This window comes from Levilactobacillus hammesii DSM 16381, assembly GCF_001434395.1.
Taxonomy (GTDB): Bacteria; Bacillota; Bacilli; order Lactobacillales; family Lactobacillaceae; genus Levilactobacillus; species Levilactobacillus hammesii.
Genome location: NZ_AZFS01000064.1, coordinates 162,990 through 178,326, shown reverse-complemented (window position 1 = coordinate 178,326; position 15,337 = coordinate 162,990). Strand labels below are relative to the sequence as shown.

Here is a 15,337-nt window from a genome sequence, read left to right as displayed (position 1 = left end):
AAATGCAAACTCCGATATTTTTAAACTATTTTGCAATAAGGCCCTAATTATTTTCCGATAACCATTCCTTAGCAGCTAAAACTTCCTGGGGTGTCAGCATGTGTGTGCCCCCCGTCTGAAAGAGTGTCGTGGCAATTCCCCGATCTTCGCAATCTGCCGCAACTTTGGCCACAGTTGCGACCGTCACCAACGGGTCTCGTTGCCCAGCTGACAGCCATGCCAGGTAGTTTGGTCGTTGACCACGTTCCGGTGCCGCTAGCCACAAAGGATGAAACAACAATGCCCTATTTCCCGGCAATTGACCCGTTCGAATACCGTAGGCTGCCATCGCTGCCCCATTGGAATAACCAACCGTAATTAGCCGTTCACTGTCCCAATGGTGGTGTTCACAAATTATTTTTATTTCATCGCTAATCCACTGTGATTCGACGTTCAACTGCTCCGGATTGACCGGTCCCGCTGCCGTCTGCTGAAAATATTGGCGCTGGGCACCGACACCGCAGCGCCCAGCAATCGTCACCAACGGACTCTGCGGCGCCAATCGACGACCAAAGTTGAGCATTTCCGTATTGGTCCCGCCAGTTCCCTGTAACAACAAAACCGGCGGCTCAGTGTTGGCCCCCGGTGCCGTTTCAATTAAGGTCTCTTCTACCAAGTTGATTCCTCCTAACGGCGAACGATCAACTCGATCTGGCCCTTTTTAGGGGCGAAATTAAGCCCATAACAGACTTCCCCTAGGATCTTCCCATATTCGGACAAAACGTCGTTAGGCAGCGGCGTATGCGTCTTCAGCTGGTCGATTAATTCTGGCCCTGACTTGACGTCTCGCAGCGACACAAATAACAACGCGTTATCAATTAAGTCCCGTAACAAATCGGTCAACAGACCATTCGGTTTTCCCTTTTCATCCGTCACCACAACCTGATGGCTTTCGACTTCTTGATGATTTACCGAAACTGTTTTTAATACGTCAAAAATCGTTTGCACGACCAGTCACTCCCTCGCGAATCCGTTTTCAGTTTAACTAGATAATACAGCAAATAACGCTCGACTGAAACTAATTCTCCCGAAAACCGTCGAAATCCTGCTGTTTAGCAAACCGTTGCATCATTTTCTCCTGAACTTTAGGAAGCGGCAACGCCGAAATTTCGCCGGCTGGGACCCATTTTCCGGGGAAGAAGTCCAACGGCATAGCGGTTGGTAAGTCTGCCATCAAAAGTTTCACGTGCCACCGTTGATGCGTATACGTCTGACTAACGGGTTGCCCGCCAACGACCGTCAATTTCAGGGGAAGTTGGTAGTCATTTCGCCACTGCTCTTCAAGCGCGGCTATATCGGCCGCAAGAGTCATCGGCTGGTGGTCATCCGCGTGCAAATCCGTCTGCAAAACTAGGGGAAAGCTCCAATACCCCGTTAGCATCTCATTGGCACCACGTTGCACCATCAAGTAGCCTGCCGGTGAATGAACGATCAGTCCGTAATACGCCATCGGTTTGGGCCGGGGAGCCTTGGTCTTAACCGGAAAGTCCAGCACCCGCCCAGCACGATAGGACGCGTCGAACGCCTTGACCGGTGAGTGCGCCGGATCGGGATTCTTAGCCGTCATGTAACTCGACCCGAGATCCATGATGGCCTGGTTGAAAGCCCCTGGGCGTTGGGGGTCGACGATCGGTTGGATAATTTCCGTAAAGAGTTGCCGTGTCTTGGGTTTGGCGATATCAGCCTCAATCATCAACAATCTGGCGAAAACGCGAAAGGCATTGCCATCCACGGCCGGCACGACCTGATCAAAGGCAATGCTGGCAATCGCGCTCGCCGTATAGGGACCGATGCCCACTAAATCCTCCAGCTCCGCCGCTGTGCGTGGCCATTTCCCCTGATAGTCCGTCATCAATTGCTGGGCTGCGCGCTGTAAGTTTCTGGCCCGTGAGTAGTACCCCAGTCCCTGCCAAGCCTTGAGCAGAGTGGCCTCATCTGCGGCTGCTAAGTCAGCGACCGTGGGAAACGTCGCCAAAAAGTTTTCATAGTACGGAATGACCGTATTAACCTGTGTCTGTTGCAGCATTACCTCGCTGACCCAGGTGTGGTAAGGATTCCGTCCGTGTCGCCAGGGAAGATCCCTGCCCGCCTCGTCATACCAATCCAACAGCGTTTTGCGAAAGTCGCGGATCGTTGCCGCCGACCATTTTTCCATAGTGTGCCACCGTCCTTGTTTTTACCATTCTAGCGAATCCATCAGCCAGTCACAAGTTTACTGCCCAACTAAACCTTGACGTGCTGCCGCCGCTCCCCTATTATCAGGGAAGACTATCGTTGCGCCGGATATTTAGGCGTAACCAGCACGCTACCCAAGTGCATCCCGTACACGGTTACGGGCCAACCTTAGTATGGAGGAAGAAACTTGAAACGTTGGGGAATTCTCATTATTTTAATCGCTTGTGGCCTCCTGACTGGCTGCGACATGAGCCACGAAACGGACTCGCCTAGTGACAGCAAGGGTGTCATGACGAAGAATCAGGTGTTGACGTTGGCTTCGAACCATCCCTTGACGACGCTGGACACGGATAAGCTCACCCAATTTGGTCGGCTCAACAACACCATTGAGGGCCTCTATCAATCCAATGGTGACAGCACACCTAAATTAGCCCTCGCCAAGAGCGTTAAGGTGAATGCGGCGCGGACGACCTACACCTTCACCCTCTGGAAAGACTCCTACTGGAGCAACGGTGACGTCATCACCGCACCCGACTTCGTCTTTTCCTGGCGCCGCGCCCTGTCACCCAAGACGAAAGCGCCAGAGTCCGACCTCTTCGATGGGATTAAGAACGCTCGGCAGATTCTGGATGGCAAGCTGCCCGCCACGCAACTAGGCATCAGTGCGCCTAGCAAATTTAAACTCGTCCTTCACCTTGAACACCCGATGGCCGAATTGCCGCAAAAGCTGGCCTATCCTTTATTTGGCCCGCAAAATCAACGTATTGCTAAAAAGTATGGCAAACGCTATGCCACCAAGCCACGCTACCAAGTCTATGCTGGGCCTTTCATGGTCACCAGTAAGAATAGCACCGCCAACCATTGGCATATGGTACCGAATCCCCACTACTGGGATCGCCAGCACGTCTACCTCAGCCGCATCAACGTTGAGACCTACAAGTCGGTCGACGCCGCGTGGGATGCTTACGATAGTGGCAAGCTCGATGAAATGCGGCTCATAGGTAAGTCCGATATGAAGTATTACGAAAAGAAGGCCGACTACACGGCCCGCCCTTACTCAAAGATGGTGCTGTTAAATTACCGGCAAAACGGCCGCGATGCCACGATCAATCGTCTTCTGCAGCAAAAGGTCGCCCGCTTAGCGATCTCACATGCCATCAATCGCCGCGCACTGCTCAAACAGGCTTACGGAAACACCTCCCTCACGGCACAGGGGGTTGTCCCGGCCGGCCTCAGTCGTGGTCTCAAGGGAACCGCTGATTTTGCCGCCGCACAACCCAATCAAAAGACTTTGGCCTATCAGCCCAAGGTTGCCAAACGGGAGTGGCAGACCGCGCTAAAACGGGCCCATGCTGACCACGTCACGCTGACTCTCAGCTATCTGGATGGCACCAATAGTGGAATGGCCGCCAAGACCATTCGCCATCAATTGGAAGCGCAACTGCCTGGACTGTCCCTCACGTTAAAGCGACGTGAACAGACCATTAACACGCGAATGGCCCCGGTCAACACCGACCTATCCCTGACGACACAACGAGCCCAATATGCCGATCCGTTGGCCATTCTGTCGCTATTCACCAGTAATAACACAGCCAATATCGGCCACTGGTCCAGTGCCACCTATGATCGTCTGATCGATACCGCCAGCAACGCCCCAACCTTTAACAATCAGCGTTGGCGGACCCTGCTCGATGCCGAGGGGGTGCTCATGAAGGATCAAGGCGTGACGCCCCTGATTCAACCGGCCAGCACCTATCTGGTCAATTCCAGACTCAATGGTGTGCTCTACAATACCGTTGGGACCCAGTCAAACTTCAAGAGCGCCTACTTTGTTAAGTAATGGCTCTTCCATAAATGAAAATTAAGGCAGTACTCAAAACGACGCTTTCGGAATCTTCTGAAAGCGTCGTTTTTATTTTTGCCATAATGGTGCCGAAACGTGGGACACCCCGAGATTTTCCGCCTTATGACGTTAATGCTCTGAGGTTGTTGCTCTAATCTTATATTGCCGAAACGTGCACCAAGGGGCAGTCAGCTCCGCTTAACGCCATTAAGGTAATAATCCAAACCCAGGATTTTTACCTTAATAACGTTAATGCTCACTGACTAACCGCCCCTTGGTGCACTCTTTCTCACAGTTGTCCTTGCGCCGTTTGGATCACGTCATCGCCAACGAACTCGCTGGTTAACCGAGCCATGGGCGTATAGCCGTGGCGTTCCTTGTAAGGAACCGGATAGGCCGCCACAACGGCCACCTTTAAATTATTTTCCGTTAAAAAGATCTGGCCCACACCGCGGTATTTGCCCTTGCTATGCCGCCCCGTGCGCCACGAGTGCAGCTTAAAATCACCATCGGGCTCCCGTTTAATTTCATATTTTCCAGAAGCGTTGGCGGCCACGGGCACACCCACGTACTGGTTCACTTCGTATTTTGCTTTCATACTACGCCTTCTCTGTTAGGATTTCAGTCAGTTGGGACACCGCTTCAGTGCCCAATACCGCGACCACCGCAGGCTGTTGGAGCACCGCCTGAATAGCTGTCGCAGTGGTCGGTTGCCCCACTAAGTCGTCGGCAATGGTGTGTAACGCCTCGGGAGTGCCGACCGTGCCAAACAGGGTAATGGCCCGCAGCTCACCATGCCATCGCGTAAAATTAACATGGAGTTGCCCGGTGGGGAGGGTTAAACGCTGATACTCCCGGAATCCCGGATTGGCGCCAAAGTTCCAGGCATCCGTCGCATACTTTTCCGCCAAGCGTTGATCAATCACCGACCAGTCATGATCCGATAAATGATACGTCTCGATTTCATCGAGATGGTCAACCTCAAAAATGTGACAGAGTAAGGCCGTCTTAAAGTCCTGAATATCTAAATTCTGATACTCAGGGGCCAGGTACTGCCGTAAATTCGTGATCGGCACCCGGTTAGAGGCCACTCCCCGATGTCGCCGATCGCTGACGGGAATCAAGGCCTGATGGGCAGCGTCCACGTTGAGGTCATACATGATGGTTCCCCCCGCGGCGTAACCCTCCCCATTTTTAAACATCGTCATGCCGGAAAATTTTCGATCCTTCACCACCAGATTGCTCTTCTGACTGATCGCCAAGTCAGCAACTCCCATGGACCGTAACGCCTTCAGCACGGGTTCTGCAAACACCGTGTAGTCACCGAACTTGGACCCGTCCTGGGGATCGCCATTGACAATGTGTTCAAAAATCAAGTTGCGTTCGTCGTGATAGACGGCGCCCCCACCGGAGGTTCGCCGCACCAACTGAACGTCATGTTTCGCGAGGTAATGAAAGTCCACTTCGGCCGTGACATTTTGATTAATGCCGACGATCACTGCCGGCCGATTGACATACATCATCAGTCCATGGCCAGGCAACTTCAGGTCATTGACCAGGTAGTTATCAATGGATTGGTTGACCACGGCATCGGTCACGACTTGCCCCTGCCGATTCGTATCAATGAGAAACATGGTGTTGCCTCCTCGGGTTCTTATAGTTTTAAAACCGTTACCTAACCCAGCCGACGCCCGTCGATCTGGTCGAAAATAACCGACCGCCGGGTGCGACTAATTTTGATTTTAGTTTAGCATACCGGCAAGCTGGCAACAACTTGCCGCTCACGTATTGTCAGCGGTTACAGCATAAGGGTATACTAAGACGGTAACAACCTTAAGGGAGGAAATAGACCATGTCTGAAGAACAAAAGCCCTCATTCTGGAAAATATTTAAAAGTTTCTTTCGTCGTAAACCCGTAGAACCTAAAGTCACCACGTTAAATGGTGTGTGGTGGGAACAGCGTCACAGCATTTATCGCTTGGGACTCACCAGCGAGGCCATCCAACAACTTGGTAAGGTTAGCTTTGCTGATCTGATCGTTGCGCCGGATGATGTCCTTGATCAAGATGAAGATATCATTGAAGTCGAAAGTGATAAGGCGGTTCAAAATTTCAAGACACCTTTCGCTGGTACCGTGGTTGATGTCAATCGCTTTCTCGTCGACAACCCCGACGCCATCAACTCCAACCGACAATTGGAAAACTGGGTGTTAGACATTCGGATCGATTTTGATTAAACCATCTAATTAACCCGTTTTAAGATAAGCCGCTTCACCAGCAATCTTTTCGAGGAATTAGACAAAATATTTACCATTTCCGTTTTAAAGGACTACCATGAAAGTTGAAGCCGGTGGTACCCATGCCAATCACAGATCCGCTGACCCCAAAATTTTTTTGGAGGTAATGGTTATGGCTGTTGTAGAAAAGACTGCTTTATTGGATGAAAAGATGAACGAAGTATTTGACTGGTCCGATGCAACGTTACCTGTTCGTGACGCTCTTTGGGATCACTTCATGGAATCCAATGGTCACAACACCGATGAAACTGAAGCTTCAATGAAGGAAATCGACGCTAAGTCCGACGATGAAGTTCGTTCTTACGTGGAAGACAACCTCAAGAAGTAACCGGCTGTTTCAACCTAAAAATAACCCTGCCGTTTTCGGTGGGGTTATTTTTGTTGCCCACTTTACCTTATAAACTTTCCACCAATGGAGAATTGAAATTAAAAAAGGCAGTCGCCACCCACCTGCGGCTGCCAGAGATTCCGGCGCTGTGGGGACCGCCTGCGGCCTGAGAAGCGGTCCTCCGGCTCGGTTTGAAGTCCGGCAGAGTTCACCGGTCTCCAAACACGTCCCACGCTGTAAGCCGAAGACCATCGGCTAACACCGTCGTCACGGCTGCCTCCATCTCTGGCCTCCTCCGGTTAAGAAAGTTCTTTTCCCTAGCATTGTTGTGGACATCGTTGAGCTGGCAACGTTCATCCCAGGTTATGGACAACCTGTCGTGGAGCCGTGAGTGAGCTAAATTTGGGATCAGCCGTGGGATTTTCCAAGTGGGCTACTTGGAAAATGGCGACTTTGAGACGTGATTTTTTTCGGCTCAAAGCGAGGGAGAAGACCGCTCTTCAGGCTTCTCCCGTCCTGCCCACCGCGTTCCAGTCCAAATTTGGCGAACGGTAAGGCGGCCAACCGCTACCCTGCTGCGTAGCTTCGACATTCACAAGTATTTTCAACCAATCAGTAAAAGCCCCGTTATCCAGAACAGTCTGGATAGCGGGGCTTGTGTTTAAGTTTAAAGTTGTGGACTGACACCGTAGAACTGGAGGTAACGGTGCCCCGTCGCCGGATCAATCACCATGCGTGTCACGCTGGTATTGGTGGGTTCTGGTAAAGCGGTCGTCGCCGGAGACGCCAGCATCAACAGAGCCGTCGCCTTGATCGTTAACCCGTGACTCACCACCAGGATATGATCATTCGGATGATCCACGACCTGCTCGGCCAGCCACTGGCCAACCCGCCGTTGAATCGCCAGGTAAGACTCGCCGCCCACCGTTGCCAAAACATCGGGAAGGGCTTCACCCGTAACGGCATCAAAATCCTCTGGCCGCTGCTCACTAATGACCGGAAGACTCTTTCCCGTCCAGTCACCATAGTCGGCCTCCATCAACCGTTCATCAAACGACGGTGTAAGACTCAACATTGTTGTCAGCGCCGCCGTTGTTTGTCGTGTCCGGTGTAGCGGACTGCTAATCAACTGGTCGTAGCGCTGCGCATGCAACCACTGTGCCAGGTGCTCCGCTTGCTGTAAACCACGAACCGTCAAATGGGTCACCGTCGTGTCCAATTGGCCTTGCATAATTTGATCCACGTTGGCTTGCGTTTGCCCGTGGCGAACCCAATCGAAAGTTGTCATTTCTCAGTCACTTCCTCATTTCCCATTAAAACCCTTTTTCGACCTTTCGTCGACCCCGTTGGAGTAAATAAATGGCCACAATCACCAAAACAGACCCGATAACTTCGGCTGTAGAGATCGCGAGGCTTAAGAAAATAATAGACAGAATGAACGTCACCACTGGCTGGACGGCATCCACGATACTGATCACATCCGATGGCGCAAAGTGTGAGCTATACAGCAATAGTGAGAAGGGCAAAATCGTCCCGAACAAGATCACCGTTGCCATTGAGGCCAACAGTGTTCCCGTCAACGGTGGCGTATTGACCCAAACCGGCTGGTGAATATTGAAGACGATTCCGGCAATAAACGTTCCCCAGCCGAGTACCGTGATGGGAGCATGTCCGTCGTCACGAACCAAGTTCCGCGGTAACACCACGTAACAGGCAGCCGTAATCCCAGAACCAATCCCCCACAAGATGGAGTTCAGCGGAATGGCCAATTGTGAAAAGTCTCCCCGCGTGATAGCCAAGAAAACTCCGACCATGGCAACAACGAAGGCAATCACGTCACTTCGCAGTGGTCGCTCATGCTTAAAGAGCAAGCTTCCCAGCACGATAAATAAGGGACTTAAGTATTGTAGAATCGTTGCTCCCGCTGCATTCCCTGTCTGCACGGCAATGTAAAAGGTCAGCAGGTTTGCGCCCAACCCGATCAAGGCATAGGCCAATAACCAAGCGATTTCACGCCAACTACGAAAGATCGTAAATGTCTGCTTACCATAAAGAATCAAACTGATGGCCAGTAAAACCACCCCGGCGCCCATCGTCCGCGCTGATAGGAACCAGCCAACGGGAATGGATTGCCCCTGTGAAATAAACTGTAAAACGGTTCCGGAGACCCCAAACATCCCTGAAGCGATGGTGGCCCAGAAAATACCCTTAATGACGTTTCCCGTCGATACCTCTGAATTTTTCAAACCTGTGAATCCTTTCTCTCTCACACTCACGGCGTGCATTATAATTCTCCAATTTTACCCGATATTCATTAGAATATGATGATGAAATGGTGAAAAGTTTAGCCCTTTGGCAATTTATTTAGTCATATCTACAGGTTGAACGACTAAACTACCCAAAATGGGAGCAACTCGCAACGAGCTGCTCCCACTTCATGTGCGACCCTAGGCCGTGTGATCCACGTGCCGGGCCAGTAAATCACCAATTAATTGAATGGCAAAAACAATCACTAAGATAATCAACATTGCCATAATCGTGACATCCGATTCAAACCGACTGTAACCCACGTTGATGGCCAAGTTACCCAAGCCACCACCCCCGATGGCACCAGCCATCGCGGTCAGGTCAATCAGACTGATCAGCGTTAGGACGGAAGACCGAATAATATCGGCCAGACCTTCCTTTAAGTAGACACGGAAGATAATGGCAATCGGACCAGATCCCACGGATTCAGCCGCCTCAATCACACCCCGGTCAACTTCGGCCAAGGCATTTTGAATCTGACGCGCATAGAACGGCGCCGAGCCAATAACCAATGGGACAATCGCTGCAGTCGTCCCAATCGCCGTTCCCACAATGATCCGTGTCAGTGGTGCGATCACGGCCAGTAAGATAACGAAAGGAATGGACCGGCAAAGATTGACGATCTTATCCAGAATATTATAAATAACGCGATTTTCCAAAATACCACCGGGTTGGGTCACAATTAACCCAATCCCAATCGCCATTCCAATAACCCCAGCTACAATGGCGGTGATGGCCGTCATGTACAGCGTCTCACCCGTTGCTTGGATAAAGTCACCCTTCATCGTCACTGCATTGGGAAAATACTTCGCTAAAAAGCTCATCTAGGCCACCTCCGTATCATTAGGATTTAAATGCGTAATGTTAATCCCAGCATCCTGACAGTATTGCCAAGCGGCCGCCAACTTATCGGGTTCCCCTGACATAACCACAATCAGGTTTCCCAATGGCGTGTCTTGCAGAATTTCGACGTTCCCATATAAAATGTTGGAAACAACCCCGTAACGCTTGTACAGCTCCGTAATCAGTGGGGCATCGGTGCTCGCTCCCACATACTGGAGTTGAACCAACTGCTGACTTTCGCTGAGGTTGAGCGAATCGGCCTGCCGGAAGATCTTTTCCAAGGCCTGATTAATCTGGGTCGCCGTGTTGATAAAGTCTTGGGTCAGTGGCTTTTGTGGCCGACTGAAGATCGAGACCAAGTCCCCACGTTCGATGATTTTCCCATCTTCCATGACGGCAACCTTGTTACAGATTTCCTTCACGGCTTCCATTTCATGGGTAATCAGAACCACGGTAAGGCCTAACTCCTTATTCAAACGCTTCAACAGCGCCAGAATTGAGGAAGTCGTCTTGGGGTCCAACGCGCTGGTGGCTTCATCACTGATCAGAATCTCGGGGTCGTTGGCCAAAGCACGGGCAATGGCCACCCGTTGCTTTTGACCACCAGACAATTGGGCGGGGTAATCTTCCGCCTTTTCGCTGAGGCCAACTAGGTCTAATAAGTGGGCCACTTTTTTCTTTCGGTTCTCATGGGACAACCGCCCCTTAAGCGGGTAGCCCACGTTATCCGCAATCGTGCGGGAGGCCATTAAGTTAAAGTGTTGAAAAATCATACCAATCTTCGTTCGTGCCGTCCGCAAATCGCGGGATGACAGGTTCAGAATGTCCTGGCCGTTCACCTCAACGGAACCAGCAGTTGGCCGCTGGAGCCGGTTAATCACCCGCACCAACGTACTCTTCCCGGCACCAGAATACCCAACAACACCGTAGATGTCGCCCCGGTTGACCGTCAAAGAAACCTTCTTGACAGCTTCAACGGTCTGCCCCTTATTATGGAAGGTGACGTCGATATCTTTTAACTGAATAATCGCTTCATTAGTCAAATCTTCGTTCTCCTTACTCGCCCTATGCTGGCAATTTTTTCTCTCTACTTATCTTAATACCCCTGCCGCCCGTTGCAAGTTGAATTTTTTCGCTCAGTCATTTTTCTACCCTGACAGCGATCAGGCACCGTGCTGTGAGGATAACATCATCGGCGCAGCGCGGTGCCTGAAAGTCTTTAACTCAGGGACGTTGGTTAAGTGGCCACGTGCTTTTAAACCCGCAGTGGCAACCCAAACCTACTATAATACGTATTGTTTACCAAGCAGGAACGGACAAGCCGTGGAAGTACTTCTTGATTAACTTCTTCGTGGCTTCAGATTGGTAAGCCTTCACAATCTTCTTGTAAGTCTTGTTGTTCTTGTCAGACTTGTTAGCCGCAATGATGTTGACGTAAGGAATAGAAGCCTTGTTCAGCTTTTCCTTGTAAATGGTTTCGCTGTTTGGCAACTTAGCTTCAGCAGCGAATTCGTTGTTGATTACGGCACCAGCTGCATCGGTCAATGAACGTGGCGTCTGAGCAGCGTCAACGGCCGTAACCTTCAAGTTTAACTTGTTTTGCGTAATGTTCTTAGGCGTTGGTAAAGCCACCTTGGAATCAACCTTGATTAAGCCAGCAGATTGCAATAAATGTAAGGCCCGGCCTTCGTTAGTTGAGTCATTAGGGATGGTAATTTGAGCACCCTTCTTGATGTCAGAAACGCTCTTAACCTTCTTGGAGTATAACCGTAGTGGTGCGCGTACCGTCTTCCCAATGGAGACGATGTCACTCTTGTGCGCCTTGTTCCATTGATCCATGAAGTAAGTGTGTTGGAATGAGTTGATGTCAATTTCGTGGTTCGTCAACGCCGCGTTAGGCTGGTTGTAATCCGTGAAGGTAACCAGCTTGATGTTGACCCCTTCCGACTTCAACTTCTTTTGGATAGGTTTCCAGATTTTTTCGTCTGAACCCATGATTCCGACTTTAACCGTCTTGTCGCTGGAGCTGCTGGACTTGCCACAACCCGCCACAATTAACAATGGAATCAACAATACTAAGAGCCAACTGAACCGTTTAAATGATTTCTTCATACTCAAAATCCCCTTTATCCCAATTTATAATATAATTGCTTAAATGTTGCGAGAGAAAACGGTGACCAAAAGAAAAGAGTCCGCTTCTAAATTAATAGAAACGAACTCTGTCGTGGTACCATTCTAATTCAAGTCAGATGCAAACTGACCCCTCATTAACACTCGCCAGCTTGCGCCTTAAAGTGCGTGCACGATAATGAGTGCCAAGCATCACCGCTTCATCACAAGGACTTAGCGGTACCAATTCATTTCAGGCCATCTTCACCCCGCCGTGGGTTACTCGCTTTCAGCAAAACGCGAGCTCTCTTGAAACCATTAACGGTGGTTACTCTCCTGATCACATTGTTTTCAATCGCTTAATTTAATTGCAAGTCTAATGCAACTTTAATCCGGTGTCAAGGAAAATCGACAATAAATATATTTATAACGAACCCCGTCACACCGGCTTTCCACCGCCACGACTGACTTCGAATCGGTTTCACCTTCGCAGAAATTCTCACGTAAATTTCACTTATTCGTCCAAAATCTGCTCGCGGAGAATCCCCGCAGCCAGTAAAAACATGTGTGTGACGACGGGCCCCACAAAACTGAATCCTCGCTTTTTTAAGTCCTTGGCTACCGCACTGCCGAGGCTGGATTGATTGGTCACTTCATCTCGCGTGACCGCAGGCAGCAGGAACGGCGTATCGTTGACGAATGCCCACAGATAGGCACTGAAACTACCAAACTCCTGCTGAACTTTCAGGATGGCACGCGCATTCTTCAATACCGCACGAATCTTCCGCTGATTACCAATCATCTCGGAATCGGCCGCAATTTCTGGAATGGCCAACTCATCAATCAAGGCCGCCACTTGGGGAATGGCCATCCCGGCAAAGACGCGTCGATACACGGGAAGCTTGCTAGCCGCGGCTTGCCAGCTCAGTCCCACTTGAAAAACCCCCACCGTGAGGAGTTCAAACAGGACGTGGTCATCGTGCGTCGGCGTGCCAAAATAGGCGTGATACTCCTTGACGCCATCTGTGTGCCAGTCTTGCCCGTCGTTCGGTCCAATTGCCATGGTTTCCGTCCCCTTCCGTCTGCCTATCCATGATACCAAACTTTACTGACACGTGTCACTTGCACTTCTAGCGACAGCATAGTGGCACAACGCCGCCTTACCGTTCGCCAAATTTGGGCCGGGACGCTGTGGGCAGGACGGTCCGAGCCAAAGTGCGGTCTCGGTCCTCGCTTTGAACCGATAGCCCGCGTTTCAAAGTCGCCATTTTCCAAGTAGAACACTTGGAAAATCCCACGGCTGAGCCCAAATTTAGCTCACTCACGGCTCCACAGTATGTTGTCCATAAACTAGGATGAATGTTGCCAGTCAATTGCTGTTCACATCAATGTCAGGGTTAAGAACCCCCTTAACCGGAGGACCGCTTTTCAGGCCGCAGGCAAATTAAAATCTAGCTTGAATTTTCCAAAGCCTATTAGCTGGAACGTAGTTGGTAGTCTACGTACTTTCAGTTTATCTTCAGCGTATATCGCAAAAATACCGGCACCGCTAGCGTTTGGTCTAGCCGTACCGGTATTTTATCTGAGATGACCCTTCAACCGCGCTTGTCCTCGTCAGCGATGCCCACCATCGCTGCAGTTAAGGTCACTCGGGTTCAAGGGTGTTCGCACCTTGAACGTTGCCTCGCAACATCCCGTGCAAAGGTCTCATCGCTTATTTCATGTAAGCAAACTTGTAACTCCATTGCGTGCCCGCTGTGTTGTGGATCACGCCCTGAACGTCTGACCGCTGCAGGTAAGCGTAGTTGGCCTGATAGAGTGGCGTAAAGCTCTGTTCTTTATTGATCAGCTTGGACGCCTGAACCATGTCGTGCCAACGGGCCTCGTTGTTGCCGGCATCGGCCCCTTGCGCCTTGTCAATCAACGCGTCGTACTGCTTGTTCGACCACTTACCGTAGTTCAGTGCATTAGAACTGACCGGAATCTGCAAGAAGGAGATTGGGTCATTGAAGTCGGCACCCCAGTGAGACAGGTAAAGGTCAAAATCACCGCTGGTCGACCGAGACTGGGCAACGGAAGCTGGGACATTTTCAATCTTGAGGTTGAAACCACTGAGATTCTTTTCCAGCGTACTCTTCAGGTACTGGGTCACCGTGCTGGCGGCAACGTCATCGTTACCGGCCAAGATATTCAGGTTAACCTTCTTAATCCCCAATTGTTTCAAACCAGCCGCCCATTTCTGCTTAGCCAGGGTTGGATCGTAAGTCGTCGCGTTCTTAACCGTCTGTTGCTTGGCAAAATCTTCGCCCGTCTTAGGATCGCTGGCCAAGCCACTCGCAACGAATCCCGTTGGTGTGACGGACCCATCCCCCAGCACCTTCTTAGTTAGCTGACTGCGATCGATGGAAAGTGCGATGGCCTGCCGGATGTTACGGTTATTCATGATCCGCCGCTTCTCCTGATTGGCATCCTTAAAGTTATACTTCAAATGAATCACAATTGAATACGGGTATTCCTTGAAGGCACTGTTATTCTTGTAATTCTTAACCTGTTCCGTGGATAACTGGGCAAAATCAAGCTTCTTGTTCTGGTATAAACTCAAACCTGTTTGGGGATTGGTCACGACTTGATAATTAATCTGGTGAAGCTTCACCACTTTCTTATCCCAGTATTGGTTATTCTTGACAAAGGACCACGTGTTACCGGTCCCGCTCCAGTTAGAAATCTTAAAGGGACCACTGTAGACCATGTATTCTGACTTTGTGGCATATTTCTTGCCGTATTTATTAACGACCTTTTCATTTTGCGGGGCAAATAACGGGTAAGCCATCAAAATTTTAAAGTAAGCAATGGGCTTGTCCAATTGAATGACCACCGTCTGGCGATTCTTGGCGTGAATCCCAATGGTGTCCGGATTGGCTTTGCCGGCAATAATCTTGTCCCCATTCTTGATACCGGAGAACATCGTCGTATAAGAGGCCTTCGTCGCCGGGGTTAACGTCCGGCGCCAGGAGTAAACGAAGTCCTGGGCCGTGATCTTATCCCCATTGCTCCACTTGGCATTGTCACGAATGTGGAATGTCCAGGTCTTCTTGTCCTGAGAAACCTTAGCTGAATCCGCCAGGCCAGGTGCGACCTTACCGTTTTTCCCGAGACGATAAAAACTTTCATACACGTTCCCGGTCTGACCGTAGCCGGTCGCCTTGGCTAAATCGATGGTGTCTAGTTGCGCTGTCGCCGGTAATTTTAAGACCTGCGAAGGCTTAGTTGTCGAAGCTGATTGACCGCAGGCAGCTAATCCCAATCCCATCGCAATGACTGCCGCAACTAAGCCGATACCCGTCCATTTTTTCATAAAATTCATAGCTCCCTTATCCTCAAATTTAGTGGTGTGCAA

Annotated in this window: 15 protein-coding genes; 3 read left to right on the top strand and 12 right to left on the bottom strand. The window is 50.4% G+C overall.

From position 1 onward, the window contains the following. Positions 1-43: 43 nt before the first annotated feature. The 3 genes from FD28_RS11220 to FD28_RS11210 all read right to left on the bottom strand — a co-directional run bounded on the left by FD28_RS11220 (position 44) and on the right by FD28_RS11210 (position 2,194). A complete protein-coding gene (locus FD28_RS11220) occupies positions 44-655 on the bottom strand; it encodes an alpha/beta hydrolase (RefSeq protein WP_057735137.1) in 612 nt (203 codons plus the stop codon). 11 nt (positions 656-666) lie between these two features. Next, complete coding sequence (locus FD28_RS11215; protein ID WP_057735136.1) at positions 667-987, bottom strand: hypothetical protein; 321 nt, start codon at positions 985-987, stop codon at positions 667-669. A 70-nt stretch (positions 988-1,057) separates the two neighbouring features. Further along, the gene (locus FD28_RS11210) at positions 1,058-2,194 is read right to left on the bottom strand and encodes an A/G-specific adenine glycosylase (protein WP_057735135.1); all 1,137 of its coding nucleotides are present in this window, start codon (positions 2,192-2,194) and stop codon (positions 1,058-1,060) included. A 207-nt stretch (positions 2,195-2,401) separates the two neighbouring features. Here FD28_RS11210 and FD28_RS11205 point away from each other — a divergent pair, with 207 nt between their 5' ends. Beyond that, positions 2,402-4,054: a peptide ABC transporter substrate-binding protein gene (locus tag FD28_RS11205; RefSeq protein ID WP_235806895.1), complete on the top strand. Its 1,653-nt coding sequence runs from the start codon at positions 2,402-2,404 to the stop codon at positions 4,052-4,054. Positions 4,055-4,346: 292 nt separating this feature from the next. Here FD28_RS11205 and FD28_RS11200 read toward each other — a convergent pair whose 3' ends face one another. Together FD28_RS11200 and FD28_RS11195 are read right to left on the bottom strand one after the other, a co-directional pair. Beyond that, on the bottom strand, positions 4,347-4,655 hold the full coding sequence (locus FD28_RS11200) for a DUF7671 family protein (RefSeq protein WP_057735134.1): 309 nt from the start codon (positions 4,653-4,655) through the stop codon (positions 4,347-4,349). 1 nt (position 4,656) lies between these two features. Next, positions 4,657-5,691, bottom strand: coding sequence for a lipoyl protein ligase domain-containing protein (locus FD28_RS11195; RefSeq protein ID WP_057735133.1), 1,035 nt, complete (start codon positions 5,689-5,691; stop codon positions 4,657-4,659). A gap of 218 nt (positions 5,692-5,909) precedes the next feature. Here FD28_RS11195 and FD28_RS11190 point away from each other — a divergent pair, with 218 nt between their 5' ends. Then, the gene (locus FD28_RS11190; RefSeq protein WP_057735132.1) at positions 5,910-6,293 is read left to right on the top strand and encodes a glycine cleavage system H family protein; all 384 of its coding nucleotides are present in this window, start codon (positions 5,910-5,912) and stop codon (positions 6,291-6,293) included. Positions 6,294-6,465: 172 nt separating this feature from the next. Continuing rightward, positions 6,466-6,681 (top strand): P8 family protein, encoded by a 216-nt coding sequence (locus FD28_RS11185; RefSeq protein WP_057735131.1) that lies wholly within the window; start codon positions 6,466-6,468, stop codon positions 6,679-6,681. 667 nt (positions 6,682-7,348) lie between these two features. Here the strand turns inward: FD28_RS11185 and FD28_RS11180 are convergent. The 7 genes from FD28_RS11180 to FD28_RS11150 all read right to left on the bottom strand — a co-directional run bounded on the left by FD28_RS11180 (position 7,349) and on the right by FD28_RS11150 (position 15,295). Further along, complete coding sequence (locus tag FD28_RS11180; RefSeq protein WP_057735130.1) at positions 7,349-7,969, bottom strand: histidine phosphatase family protein; 621 nt, start codon at positions 7,967-7,969, stop codon at positions 7,349-7,351. Positions 7,970-7,994: 25 nt separating this feature from the next. Continuing rightward, positions 7,995-8,966, bottom strand: a complete 972-nt coding sequence (locus FD28_RS11175; RefSeq protein WP_057735129.1) for a DMT family transporter — start codon at positions 8,964-8,966, stop codon at positions 7,995-7,997. 162 nt (positions 8,967-9,128) lie between these two features. After that, positions 9,129-9,812 carry a methionine ABC transporter permease gene (locus tag FD28_RS11170; RefSeq protein ID WP_057735128.1) on the bottom strand — a complete coding sequence of 228 codons (684 nt, stop codon included), beginning with the start codon at positions 9,810-9,812 and terminating at the stop codon, positions 9,129-9,131. Beyond that, positions 9,813-10,874 carry a methionine ABC transporter ATP-binding protein gene (locus tag FD28_RS11165; RefSeq protein ID WP_083478182.1) on the bottom strand — a complete coding sequence of 354 codons (1,062 nt, stop codon included), beginning with the start codon at positions 10,872-10,874 and terminating at the stop codon, positions 9,813-9,815. A 256-nt stretch (positions 10,875-11,130) separates the two neighbouring features. Next, positions 11,131-11,943, bottom strand: coding sequence for a MetQ/NlpA family ABC transporter substrate-binding protein (locus FD28_RS11160; protein ID WP_057735127.1), 813 nt, complete (start codon positions 11,941-11,943; stop codon positions 11,131-11,133). Positions 11,944-12,454: 511 nt separating this feature from the next. Continuing rightward, positions 12,455-13,003 carry a DNA-3-methyladenine glycosylase I gene (locus tag FD28_RS11155; protein ID WP_057735126.1) on the bottom strand — a complete coding sequence of 183 codons (549 nt, stop codon included), beginning with the start codon at positions 13,001-13,003 and terminating at the stop codon, positions 12,455-12,457. A gap of 651 nt (positions 13,004-13,654) precedes the next feature. After that, positions 13,655-15,295, bottom strand: coding sequence for a peptide ABC transporter substrate-binding protein (locus FD28_RS11150; protein ID WP_057735125.1), 1,641 nt, complete (start codon positions 15,293-15,295; stop codon positions 13,655-13,657). Between the last annotated feature and the right edge of the window lie 42 nt (positions 15,296-15,337).

What these genes read in the sequence shown, in the direction of transcription:
- FD28_RS11210 (WP_057735135.1), bottom strand. Translation starts at nt 2,194, where the DNA reads ATGGAAAAATGGTCGGCGGCAACGATCCGCGACTTTCGCAAAACGCTG.
- FD28_RS11200 (WP_057735134.1), bottom strand. Translation starts at nt 4,655, where the DNA reads ATGAAAGCAAAATACGAAGTGAACCAGTACGTGGGTGTGCCCGTGGCC.
- FD28_RS11195 (WP_057735133.1), bottom strand. Translation starts at nt 5,691, where the DNA reads ATGTTTCTCATTGATACGAATCGGCAGGGGCAAGTCGTGACCGATGCC.
- FD28_RS11190 (WP_057735132.1), top strand. Translation starts at nt 5,910, where the DNA reads ATGTCTGAAGAACAAAAGCCCTCATTCTGGAAAATATTTAAAAGTTTC.
- FD28_RS11185 (WP_057735131.1), top strand. Translation starts at nt 6,466, where the DNA reads ATGGCTGTTGTAGAAAAGACTGCTTTATTGGATGAAAAGATGAACGAA.
- FD28_RS11180 (WP_057735130.1), bottom strand. Translation starts at nt 7,969, where the DNA reads ATGACAACTTTCGATTGGGTTCGCCACGGGCAAACGCAAGCCAACGTG.
- FD28_RS11175 (WP_057735129.1), bottom strand. Translation starts at nt 8,966, where the DNA reads ATGCACGCCGTGAGTGTGAGAGAGAAAGGATTCACAGGTTTGAAAAAT.
- FD28_RS11170 (WP_057735128.1), bottom strand. Translation starts at nt 9,812, where the DNA reads ATGAGCTTTTTAGCGAAGTATTTTCCCAATGCAGTGACGATGAAGGGT.
- FD28_RS11160 (WP_057735127.1), bottom strand. Translation starts at nt 11,943, where the DNA reads ATGAAGAAATCATTTAAACGGTTCAGTTGGCTCTTAGTATTGTTGATT.
- FD28_RS11155 (WP_057735126.1), bottom strand. Translation starts at nt 13,003, where the DNA reads ATGGCAATTGGACCGAACGACGGGCAAGACTGGCACACAGATGGCGTC.
- FD28_RS11150 (WP_057735125.1), bottom strand. Translation starts at nt 15,295, where the DNA reads ATGAAAAAATGGACGGGTATCGGCTTAGTTGCGGCAGTCATTGCGATG.